Raw genomic sequence first — 11,032 nt, 5'->3', positions numbered from 1 at the left:
GCCCCGCCCTGCCCCGCCGCGCGCCGCCGCCGGGCGGCGCGCCGTCACATCCGCTCGGGCGCCTCGATGCCCAGCAGCCCCAGCCCCGAGGCCAGGGTGTCGCGGGTCAGCCGGCACAGCGCCAGCCGGTTGGCGCGGACCTCCGCGGAGTCCGCCCGCAGCACCGGGCAGGACTCGTAGAACCCGGTGTACGCCTTGGCCAGCGTGTAGAGGTACCCCGCCAGTCGGTGCGGCTCCAGGGTGTTCGCCACCGCGTCCAGCGTCGCGCCGAACTCGTCCAGCAGCAGAGCCAGTTCACGCTCGGCCGCCGCCAGCGGCAGCGAGGCGTCGAACGCCGCGGCGCCCGCCTGCTCCGCCTCGGCGCGCCGCAGGATCGACGCGATGCGGGTGTGGGTGTACTGGAGGTAGACGCCGGTCTGCCCGGTGAACGACACCATCTGCGCGACGTCGAAGTTGTAGTTCTTCGCCCGCGAGGTCGACAGCTCGGCGTACTTCACCGCGCCGATGCTCGCCACCCGGGCCACCTCGTCGAGCCGCTCTTCGCTCAGCTCGGCGCCCTTCTCGGCGTCCTTCTCCGCGATCACCTCGCGCGCCCGCGCCAGGGCGTCGTCCAGCAGGTCGGCCAGGCGGACCGTGCCGCCCGCGCGGGTCTTGAACGGCTTGCCGTCGGGGCCGTTGATGGTGCCGTTCTGGACGTGCACCGCCTCGCTGCCCTCGCCCAGCCACCCCGCGCGGCGCGCGGTGCGGAAGACCATGTCGAAGTGCTGCGCCTGCCGGGCGTCCACCACGTACAGCACGCGGGTGGCCTTCAGCTCCTGCACCCGGTAGCGGATCGCGGCCAGGTCGGTCGCGGCGTAGCCGAAGCCACCGTCGCGCTTGCGCACCAGCAGCGGCACCGGCTGGTCGTCCGGGCCCCGGATGTCGTCGTAGAAGACGCCGAGCGCGCCCTCCGACTCCTCCGCGATGCCCTTCTCCTGCAGCTCCGCCACCACGTCGTGCAGCCGCGGGTTGTAGAACGACTCACCGGCGACGTCGTCGCGCGTCAGCAGCACGCCCAGGCGGCTGTACACCTGCTGGAACGCGGCCTCCGACTCGGCGACGATCTCCCGCCACGCGGCCAGGGTCTCCTCGTCACCGGACTGGAGCGCCACCACGCGGCGCTGCGCCCGGGCCTTGAACTCCGGGTCGGCGTCGAAGACCTTCCGCGCGTCCTTGTAGAGCCCGTCGAGCGCCGAGACCGCGCTGCCGGTGGCCTCCGTCGCCCCGTCGATGTCGGCGTCGCGCCAGGTCGCGTCGGGGTGCTCGGTGATGTACTGGATCAGCATCCCGAACTGGGTGCCCCAGTCGCCCACGTGGTTCTGCCGCACCACCTCGGCGCCGAGGTGGCCGAGCACCCGGACCAGCGCGTCCCCGATGAGGGTGGAGCGGAGGTGGCCGACGTGCATCTCCTTGGCGACGTTCGGCGCCGAGTAGTCCACCACCGCGACCTCGGACTCCTGGGTCCGCCGGACGCCCAGCCGGTCGTCGGCGCCGCGGGCGGCGAGCCGCTCCACCAGGGCGGCGTCCGCCAGCCGGATGTTGAGGAAGCCGGGGCCGGAGACGGTGACCTCGGCGAGCCACTCCACCCCGGCCAGCCGCTCCCGCAACTGCTCCGCGAGGTCGCGCGGCTTGACGCCCATGCGCTTGGCGAGGGACAGCGCGACGTTGGACTGGAAGTCCGCGTGGTCGCTGCGTCGGACGAGGGGGTCCTCACCGGCCAGGTCGGCCGGGACGACCGCGCCCATCGCCGCCGAGACGGCGGCCTCCACCTCTGCTGCCAGTGACCGAACCTGCTGACTCATGTCCGCGAACTTCCTCCGTGCGGGAACCGCGCCGCTCGACGCGGAGAACCTGTCGGTGCGGGACCCGGCACCCGGCCCGCCGGGACGCCGCCCGGCCGCCGTCGTACCGCGCGCCCACGGCGTCAAGCATGTCAGGTCGCGGCGCCCCGCCGCGCCACGGTGTGCCGAGGACGTCCCGAGGACGTCCCGAGGACGTCCCGAGGACGTCCCGGGGCGTCCGCCGCACCCGGTCCGCGGACTCGGCCTACGCTCGGGGTATGGACACCCCTCACACCCCCGACGCCGCCCCGGGCGCCCCAGGCGGCGCAGCGGCGCCCGGCCGCGCGGCCGGGCCGATCGAGGTGGTGCTCGCCGACGACCAGGCCCTGGTGCGCGCCGCCTTCGCGATGCTGATCGGCTCCGCACCCGACATGGCGGTGGTGGGGGAGGCGGCGACGGGCCGTGAGGCCGTGGAGGCCGCCCGCCGGGCCAGGCCGTCGCTGGTGGTGATGGACATCCGGATGCCGGAGCTCGACGGCATCGAGGCGACCCGCCGGATCGCGGCGGACCCGGCGCTCTCCGGGGTCCGTGTCCTGGTGCTGACCACCTACGACACCGACGAGCACGTGATGGAAGCGCTGCGGGCCGGCGCGTCCGGTTTCCTGGTGAAGGACACCCGGCCCGCGGAGCTGCTGGAGGGGATCCGGACGGTCGCGGCCGGGGACGCCCTGCTCTCGCCGGGCCCGACGGGGCGGCTCATCGCCCGGCTGCTGAGCGCGCCCGCGGTGCCGTCGCCGGCGACGGGCGCCGGGGCGGGAACCGCGGTGGGCGGCCTGTCGGCGCGGGAGTCCCAGGTGCTGTCCCTGGTGGGCCGCGGGCTGAACAACGCCGAGATCGCCGCCACCCTCCAGTTGTCGCCGCTCACCGCGAAGACCCACGTCAGCCGGGTCATGGGGAAGCTGGGCGCCCGCGACCGCGCCCAGTTGGTGATCGCCGCCTACGAGTCGGGACTGGTGCGCGCCGGGGAGCAGGGCACGCCCTCCGCCTGAGACGCGACCCGCGCCGTGGCCCCGCCGTCCCGGCGCGGCGGCGGCAGGGTCGGTCACGGGGCGGCGGGGCGGCGTACGGTCAGGCGCCGGTGGTCGAGCCGGGGCGCACGATCATCAGGACCACCACCACCGTCCACAGCAGTGAGAACGCCCCGGTGCTCATGCCCAGCGCACGCAGCGTCCCGGCGGGCACCGGCCCGGTCCCGCCCGACCCGTCGCCGCGGCCGGCCAGCTCCAGCGCCTCCTGCTGTCCGGGGAGCACGCGCGTCACCAGCACTCCGGCGGCGACCGCGGTGAGGGTCAGCGAGGCCAGCACCCAGGCGTCGCCGAGGACCCCCATGGAGACCGCCGTGGCGATGCCGAGGGCGGGGACCGATATGCCCACCCAGGAGTAGACCCGGCTGATGCGGTGCAGGGCGCGGGCCGGACCCAGACCGTCGCCGCCGTCCTCGGCGGCGGTGGCGGCGGCCCGGCGCAGACTCGGCGGGAAGGCGCTCGCCGCGACGGTCACCGGGCCGACGGCCAGCACCGCGGCGAGGACGTGCAGGACGAGCAGCACAGTGGACATGGGTCACCTCTCGGGCGGCGGCCGCAGCGGGCGGGGCGCGCCGCTGGTATTAGTCTGACTAAAACTAGCACCGGTCCCGTCGGCGGCTACCGTGGTGCCGTGGACGAGGCGACCGGATGACCGACGACAGCCGCCCCGCCGTCCCCCCGGACGCCCCCGCGCCGCCCGGGGCCGGCGGCCCGCCGCCCGCCACCTCCCTCACCGCGCTGCTCGCGGTGGTCGGCCGCACCGCCCGCACCGAACTCGACACCGCTCTCGACGCCGACGGCCTCTCGCTGCGGATCGTCGGTGCCCTCGGCCACCTCGCCGCCTCGCCCGACCTCTCGGTCAGCGACCTCGCCCGCCGCGCCGGCGTCTCCGCGCCCAGCATGCTCGCCACCGTCCGGCGGCTGGAGGAACGCGGCCACGTCCAGCGGCTCGGCCCCGCCGGCCGCGGCAACACCGCGCAGCTGCGCGTCACCGACGCGGGCCGGGAGGCGCTCGCGCTGGCCCGCCGCCGCGCCGACGAGCTCGACGGCACCCTCTTCGGCGCCCTGCCGCCCGCCGACCGTGCCGCACTCCTCGCGCTCCTCGGGCGGGCCGCGGCCTCGCTGCTCCGCCGCTGACCGCAGCCGCCCACGGCCGGCCACCGGGCCGCGCCGGCCACAGGCCGACCCACCCGGGCCCCGCCCAGCCCGCCCCCCGCCGCCCGCGGGTGCCGGCGCACCGCCGGCGAGCCGTGCCGGGGGCGCGCCTGGCCACGGCAGGGCGTGCGCCAGAATGGCGGCATGACTCTGTTCCGCGACGACGGCATCGTGCTGCGCACCCAGAAGCTGGGCGAGGCGGACCGGATCATCACCCTCCTCACCCGCGGCCACGGCCGGGTGCGGGCCGTGGCCCGGGGGGTGCGGCGGACCTCCTCGAAGTTCGGCTCCCGGCTGGAGCCGTTCACCCACGTCGACGTGCAGTTCTTCGCCCGGGGCGCCGAGCTGGTCGGGCGCGGGCTGCCGATGTGCACCCAGACCGAGACCATCGCCCCCTACGGCCAGGCGATCGTCACCGACTACGACCGCTACACCGCCGGGACCGTGATGCTGGAGACCGCGGAGCGGTTCACCGACCACGAGGGCGAACCCGGCATCCAGCAGTACCTGCTGCTGGTCGGCGGGCTCCGGGTGCTCGCCTCCGGCGAGCCCGCGCCGGGACTGGTGCTCGACGCCTTCCTGCTGCGGTCGCTCTCCGTGGCGGGGTACGCGCCCAGCTTCTCCGACTGCGCCCGCTGCGGCATGCCGGGGCCGAACCGCTTCTTCTCCGTCGCCGCGGGCGGCACGGTCTGCCCCGACTGCCGGATGCCGGGGAGCGTCGTGCCCTCGCCGGAGGCGCTGGTGCTGCTCGGGGCGCTGCTCACCGGGGACTGGGCGACGGCCGACGCCGCCGAGTCCCGGCACCGGCGGGAGGGCAGCGGCCTGGTCTCCGCCTACCTGCACTGGCACATGGAGCGCGGACTGCGCTCGCTGCGGTACGTCGACCGCAGCGGCGACACCGTCCCCGCCCCCGCCGTCCCGGCCGGTCGGCGTCCCGCGGCGCACCCGCAGCCGGGCTGAGCGCCCCGGGCCCCGCTGCCGCGCGGCGCACTCTGCTGCCGCGCCGCTGTCCCGGGCCGGCGCCTCCTCCCGGCCGCCGCCCCGCGTGGGCCCGCCGCCGGTCGGCTACCCTCGCACCTGCCGGAGCGAGGCGTTCCCCCCCGCCCTCCGGGCTTCAGCCGAACTCCGTCGAGAGAGAGCACTGCCATGGCCCGTCGCGGAATGCTGTCACGGCAGCGTCGCGTGCCCGCCGATTACGCCGCCCCCGACCCGCACCCCTCCGGGGCACGGCCGCCGCAGCTGCCGGCGGAGCTGGTCCCCGGGCACGTCGCGATCGTGATGGACGGCAACGGCCGCTGGGCGAAGGACCGGGGCCTGCCCCGTACCGAGGGCCACAAGATCGGCGAGTCCGTCGTGCTGGACGTGGTCAAGGGCTGCCTGGAGCTGGGGGTGCGCAACCTCTCGCTCTACGCGTTCTCCACCGAGAACTGGAAGCGCTCGCCGGACGAGGTCCGCTTCCTCATGGCGTTCAACCGGGACGTCATCGACCGCCGCACCGAGGAACTCGACGCCATGGGCGTGCGCATCCGGTGGGCGGGGCGGCAGCCGCGGCTGTGGCGGTCGGTCGTCACCAAGCTGCAGGCGGCCGAGGCGCGGACCCGCGACAACGAGGCGATGACGCTGTACATGTGCGTCAACTACGGCGGGCGCGCGGAGATCGCCGACGCCGCCGCCCGGCTGGCCGAGGACGTGCGGGCGGGCCGACTGGACCCGGGCAAGGTCAACGAGAAGACCTTCGCGAAGTACCTCTACCACCCGGACATGCCCGACGTGGACCTGTTCCTGCGCCCCTCGGGGGAGCAGCGGACCTCGAACTACCTGATCTGGCAGAGCGCCTACGCGGAGCTGGTCTACCAGGACATCCTTTGGCCCGACTTCGACCGCCGGAACCTGTGGGACGCCTGCGTCGAGTACGCCTCCCGCGACCGCCGCTTCGGCGGCGCGCTCCCCAACGAGGTCACCGCGCCCGCCCCCGCCGACGGGCGCTGAGGTCGGCGCAGCGCGCCGCGGACGTGCGGCGGGCCCGGGTCGCGACCTCTCGGTCGTGACCCGGGCCCGTGCGTTCCGGTCAGCGCGCGGCGGCGCAGTCGCCGCAGGTACCGAAGACCTCGACGGTGTGCGCGACGTCCACGAAGCCGTGCTCCGCGGCGATCGCGTCCGCCCACTTCTCCACGGCCGGCCCCTCCACCTCGACCGCCTTGCCGCAGGTGCGGCAGACCAGGTGGTGATGGTGGTCGTCGGTGGAGCAGCGCCGGTACACCGACTCGCCGTCCTTGGTCCGCAGCACGTCCACCTCGCCCGCGTCGGCGAGCGACTGCAGGGTGCGGTAGACGGTCGTCAGCCCGACCGAGTCGCCGCGGTGCTTGAGCAGGTCGTGCAGCTCCTGCGCGCTGCGGAACTCGTCCGCCTCCGCCAGTGCCGCCGCCACCGCGGCCCGCTGACGCGTGGACCGCCCACGGACCGGTGGTCCTGCCGTCACCACGATGCCCTCCTCGGAGAATCCTCGGATCTGTTACCCGCACGGCCCCCGCGCGGGGATGCCATTGTGCCAGCACATCACGGGGCGGCGACGACCTCGCTCTCCCGCGCGGCCCCGGCGGCCGCGGCACGGGCCCGGCGGTGGGACAGCGGGGCCGCGGCGGCGGCGATGAGGGCGAACAGGCCCAGCGCGATCAGCACGATCGTCGCGCCGGGCGGGACGTCGGCGTAGTACGAGGTGACCGTGCCGGAGAGCGACACCAGGACCCCGAAGCCGACGGAGAGCCCCAGCGTGGTGGCAAACCCCCTGGTCAGCTGCTGTGCGGCCACGACCGGGATCACCATCAGCGCGCTCACCAGCAGCAGCCCCACCACCCGCATGGCGACGGTGACGGTGGCGGCTGCGGTGACGGCGAGCAGCAGGTTCAGCGCCCGGACCGGCAGCCCCGTGACGCGGGCGAACTCCTCGTCCTGGCAGACGGAGAACAGCTGGCGCCGCAACCCGAACGAGACCAGCAGCACGAACGCCGAGAGGATCATGATCGCGGTGATGTCGCTCGGGGAGACCGTGTTCACCGAGCCGAACAGGTAGGTCGTGAGGTTGGCGGTGGACCCGCCCGGCGCCAGGTTGATGATCATCACGCCGCCGGCCATGCCGCCGTAGAAGAGCATGGCGAGCGCGATGTCGCCGCGGGCCCGGCCGGAGGAGCGCACCAGTTCCATGGCGACCGCGCCGACGACCGACACCAGGACCGCCATCCAGACCGGGTTGGCCGACAGCAGGAAGCCCAGCGCGACACCCGTCAGCGCGACGTGGCCGATGCCGTCGCCCATGAGCGCCTGGCGGCGCTGCACCAGGTAGATGCCGACCGCCGGGGCGGCGATCCCGATCAGCAGCGCGGCCTGCAGCGCGCGCTGCATGAAGGGGTAGTCGAGGACTTCCAGCATGATCCGTCCGTTTCCGCTGCTGTATCCGTGAGCCGGCGCGCCGCTACAGGATGCCGGTCTGGAGGGGCGGCACCACCGAGGGGTCCAGCTCGTCGTGGGGGTGGCAGGCGTGGTCGGCGGGCAGCTCCGAGGAGTGTTCCACGACGCGTTCCACCCGGCCGCCGGAGAGGACCACGGCGCGGTCTATCAGCGGCTCCAGCGGGCCCAGCTCGTGCAGGACCACCAGGACCGCGACGCCGCGTTCCACCTGCTCGCGGAGGGTGTCGGCGAGGATCCGCTGGCTGGCGAGGTCCACCCCCGCCAGCGGCTCGTCCATGATCAGCAGTTCGGGCGCGGTGGTCAGCGCCCGGGCGATGAGCACCCGCTGGTGCTGGCCGCCGGAGAGCGAGTCCACCGGGTCGCCGGCGCGGTCGGCCAGCCCGACCTGGTCCAGCGCGTCCCGGACCGCCGCCCGGTCGGCGCGGCCCAGCGGGCGGAGCCCCCGCCGTGCCAGCCGGCCGGCGGCGACCACCTCCCGCACGGTGGCCGGCACCCCGCCGGCCGCGGTGGACCGCTGCGGGACGTAGCCCAGCCGCTGCCACGCGCGGAACCGGCGGACCGGCGTCCCGAACAGCCGCAGCTCCCCGCCGGTCAGCGGGATCTGGGAGACGGCCGCCCGGACGCTGGTCGACTTGCCGGAGCCGTTGGGGCCCAGCAGCGCGACCACCTCGCCGGGCCCGACCGTCAGGTCGACGCCGCGCAGCACCGGTCGGCCGCCGAGTTCGGCGGTCACCCCGCTGAGGGATATGACGGGCTCCATGGGTACTCCGTGGGGTCGGGGCGGCCTGCGCTGCCGGGGACGTCCTCGGAATTGTCCTACGCCTCGGTGCGCAGTGCCTTCTGCAGGGCCTCCAGGTTGGCGCGCATCACCGCGAAGTAGTCGTCGCCGCGGGACGCGTCGGTGATGCCCTCGACCGGGTCGAGGACGTCGGTCTCCAGGCCGAGGTCCTCGGCGAGGGTCGACGCCATGGCGTCGCTCGCCAGCACCTCGAAGAAGACCGTGGTCACCTCGTCGCGCTCCGCGACGTCGTGCAGTTCGCGCATCCGGGCGCCGCTGGGCTCGGACTCCGGGTCCAGACCGGCGATGGCCTCCTCGCGCAGCCCGTAGCGCTCCGCGAGGTAGCCGAAGGCGGCGTGGGTGGTGATGATCGTGTCGGTCTCGCGGTTGGCGAGCCCCTCCTCGAACTCCTCGTCCAGCGCCCGAAGCTCGTCCGCGAGGTCCGCGGCGTTCTTGCGGTAGTCCTCGGCGTTGTCGGGGTCGGCCTCCGCGAGGGTGTCCGCCACGCCGTCGGCGGCGACGGCGAAGGTCAGCGGGTCCAGCCAGAGGTGCGGGTCGCCGTCGCCGTGGTCGTGGTCGTGGTGGTGCCCGTCGTGGCCGTGGTCGTCCTCGTCGGCGTGGTCGTGGTCGTCGTCGCCGTGGTCGTGGCCGTGGTCGTCCTCGTCGGCGTGGTCGTGGTCGTCGTCGCCGTGGTCGTCCTCGTCGGCGTGGTCGTGGTCCTCGCCGCCCTCCGTCTCCGGGGCGGTGTTGACGAAGGACATGACCTCCGCGACGTGCTCGACGCCGGACTGCTCGATCGCGTCGTCCACCGCCGGCTGGAGCCCGGCGATGTAGAGGACCGCGTCGGACTCGCCGAGCGCACCGATCTGGCGCGGGCTGAGTTCCAGGTCGTGGGGGTCGACGCCCGGGGAGGTGAGCGTGGTGACGTCCACGTGGTCGCCTCCGACGCGCTCCGCGAGGAAGGCCATCGGGTAGAACGAGGCGGTCACCGAGAGGGTGCCGTCCCCGTCGCCGGTTCCGCCACCGCCGTTGTCGTCGGTGCCGCAGGCCCCGAGGGCGAGCACCGAGAGGGCGGCGGAGGTGGCCACGGCCGACCTGGTTATCCGAGGGCGGCGGGAGCTGCGAGCGTTGGTCATGACGACCATTTTCAAGGGTGATGGAAACCGTTGTCAATTGAGTGGGATGTCGCGCGCACCACGCCCCGCCCGGCGGTGGGTCCCCGCTGGCCAAAGCCCGCGTCCCGATTTGGTGATGGGCCATGTCACGCCGGTAATCTGGGGCGACTCCATCGCCGTCCTGAAGAGAGCACCGTGGCCGCCGACAAGATCGACACCATCGTCAGCCTCAGCAAGCGCCGTGGCTTCGTCTACCCGTGCAGTGAGATCTACGGCGGCCAGCGCGCCGCCTGGGACTACGGGCCGCTGGGCGTGGAACTGAAGGAGAACATCAAGCGCCAGTGGTGGCGCTACATGGTCACCTCTCGGGAGGACGTGGTCGGCCTTGACTCGTCGGTGATCCTGGCCTCCGAGGTCTGGGAGGCCTCGGGCCACGTCGCCACCTTCTCCGACCCGCTCACCGAGTGCACCTCCTGCCACAAGCGCTTCCGCGCCGACCACCTGGAGGAGGCGTACGAGGCCAAGCACGGCCGCCTCCCCGAGAACGGCCTGGCCGACGTCAACTGCCCGCACTGCGGCAACAAGGGCGCCTTCACCGAGCCCAAGCAGTTCTCCGGCCTGCTCGCCACGCACCTCGGCCCGACCCAGGACTCCGGCTCGGTCGCCTACCTGCGCCCCGAGACCGCCCAGGGCATCTTCACCAACTTCGCCCAGGTGCAGCAGACCTCGCGCAAGAAGCCGCCGTTCGGCATCGCGCAGATGGGCAAGTCCTTCCGCAACGAGATCACGCCCGGCAACTTCATCTTCCGCACCCGCGAGTTCGAGCAGATGGAGATGGAGTTCTTCGTCAAGCCGGGCGAGGACGAGAAGTGGCAGGAGTACTGGATGGAGCAGCGCTGGAACTGGTACCGCGGCCTGGGGCTCCAGGAGTCCAACATGCGCTGGTACGAGCACCCGGCGGAGAAGCTCTCCCACTACTCCAAGCGCACCGCCGACATCGAGTACCGCTTCCAGTTCGGCGGTAGCGAGTGGGGCGAGCTGGAGGGCGTCGCCAACCGCACCGACTACGACCTGGGCGCCCACGCCAAGGCATCCGGCCAGGACCTGGCCTACTTCGACCAGGAGGCCGGCGAGCGCTGGACCCCCTACGTCATCGAGCCCGCCGCCGGTGTCGGCCGCGCGATGCTGGCCTTCCTCCTCGACGCCTACATCGAGGACGAGGCGCCGAACGCCAAGGGCAAGCTGGAGAAGCGCGTCGTGATGCGCCTCGACCCGCGCCTGGCGCCGGTCAAGGTGGCCGTGCTGCCGCTCTCCCGCAACCCGCAGCTCTCGCCGAAGGCCCGCGGCCTCGCGGCGACGCTGCGCAACAACTGGAACATCGAGTTCGACGACGCCGGCGCCATCGGCCGCCGCTACCGTCGCCAGGACGAGATCGGCACCCCGTTCTGCGTCACCGTCGACTTCGACACCCTCGACGACAACGCGGTGACCGTGCGCGAGCGCGACACCATGAAGCAGGAGCGGGTCTCGCTCGACCAGATCGAGTCCTACCTGGGCAGCCGACTGCTCGGCTGCTGAGCGGCGCGCGGGACCGGCGGCAGCCGGCCCCGCGCC

The 11,032-nt window shown here is 73.9% G+C and carries 11 protein-coding genes; 5 read left to right on the top strand and 6 right to left on the bottom strand.

The features are described 5' to 3' along the window. Positions 1-44: 44 nt before the first annotated feature. A complete protein-coding gene (argS, locus tag HCN52_RS16710) occupies positions 45-1,841 on the bottom strand; it encodes an arginine--tRNA ligase (protein ID WP_168089258.1) in 1,797 nt (598 codons plus the stop codon). 257 nt (positions 1,842-2,098) lie between these two features. Here argS and HCN52_RS16705 point away from each other — a divergent pair, with 257 nt between their 5' ends. Continuing rightward, entirely contained in the window at positions 2,099-2,869 is a 771-nt protein-coding gene (locus HCN52_RS16705) for a response regulator transcription factor (protein ID WP_168089257.1), read from the top strand. A gap of 79 nt (positions 2,870-2,948) precedes the next feature. Here HCN52_RS16705 and HCN52_RS16700 read toward each other — a convergent pair whose 3' ends face one another. Further along, the gene (locus HCN52_RS16700; protein WP_168089256.1) at positions 2,949-3,437 is read right to left on the bottom strand and encodes a hypothetical protein; all 489 of its coding nucleotides are present in this window, start codon (positions 3,435-3,437) and stop codon (positions 2,949-2,951) included. Between the two features lie 116 nt (positions 3,438-3,553). Here HCN52_RS16700 and HCN52_RS16695 point away from each other — a divergent pair, with 116 nt between their 5' ends. The 3 genes from HCN52_RS16695 to HCN52_RS16685 all read left to right on the top strand — a co-directional run bounded on the left by HCN52_RS16695 (position 3,554) and on the right by HCN52_RS16685 (position 6,049). Continuing rightward, positions 3,554-4,042, top strand: a complete 489-nt coding sequence (locus HCN52_RS16695) for a MarR family winged helix-turn-helix transcriptional regulator (RefSeq protein ID WP_209314633.1) — start codon at positions 3,554-3,556, stop codon at positions 4,040-4,042. Between the two features lie 162 nt (positions 4,043-4,204). Beyond that, positions 4,205-5,020: a DNA repair protein RecO gene (gene recO / locus HCN52_RS16690; protein WP_168089255.1), complete on the top strand. Its 816-nt coding sequence runs from the start codon at positions 4,205-4,207 to the stop codon at positions 5,018-5,020. Positions 5,021-5,206: 186 nt separating this feature from the next. After that, complete coding sequence (locus tag HCN52_RS16685; RefSeq protein WP_168089254.1) at positions 5,207-6,049, top strand: isoprenyl transferase; 843 nt, start codon at positions 5,207-5,209, stop codon at positions 6,047-6,049. A gap of 79 nt (positions 6,050-6,128) precedes the next feature. Here HCN52_RS16685 and HCN52_RS16680 read toward each other — a convergent pair whose 3' ends face one another. From HCN52_RS16680 to HCN52_RS16665, 4 genes are all read right to left on the bottom strand, one after another. Beyond that, entirely contained in the window at positions 6,129-6,542 is a 414-nt protein-coding gene (locus HCN52_RS16680; protein ID WP_168089253.1) for a Fur family transcriptional regulator, read from the bottom strand. Positions 6,543-6,616: 74 nt separating this feature from the next. Further along, complete coding sequence (locus HCN52_RS16675) at positions 6,617-7,486, bottom strand: metal ABC transporter permease (RefSeq protein ID WP_168089252.1); 870 nt, start codon at positions 7,484-7,486, stop codon at positions 6,617-6,619. Between the two features lie 43 nt (positions 7,487-7,529). Then, positions 7,530-8,285, bottom strand: coding sequence for a metal ABC transporter ATP-binding protein (locus HCN52_RS16670; protein WP_168089251.1), 756 nt, complete (start codon positions 8,283-8,285; stop codon positions 7,530-7,532). A 56-nt stretch (positions 8,286-8,341) separates the two neighbouring features. Continuing rightward, the gene (locus HCN52_RS16665) at positions 8,342-9,439 is read right to left on the bottom strand and encodes a metal ABC transporter substrate-binding protein (RefSeq protein WP_168089250.1); all 1,098 of its coding nucleotides are present in this window, start codon (positions 9,437-9,439) and stop codon (positions 8,342-8,344) included. Positions 9,440-9,613: 174 nt separating this feature from the next. Here HCN52_RS16665 and HCN52_RS16660 point away from each other — a divergent pair, with 174 nt between their 5' ends. After that, positions 9,614-10,996 (top strand): glycine--tRNA ligase, encoded by a 1,383-nt coding sequence (locus HCN52_RS16660; RefSeq protein WP_168089249.1) that lies wholly within the window; start codon positions 9,614-9,616, stop codon positions 10,994-10,996. Positions 10,997-11,032: the final 36 nt, after the last annotated feature.

It is taken from the genome of Streptomyces bohaiensis, assembly GCF_012033785.1.
GTDB lineage: Bacteria > Actinomycetota > Actinomycetes > Streptomycetales > Streptomycetaceae > Streptomyces > Streptomyces bohaiensis.
This window is presented reverse-complemented; position numbering and strand designations above follow the sequence as displayed.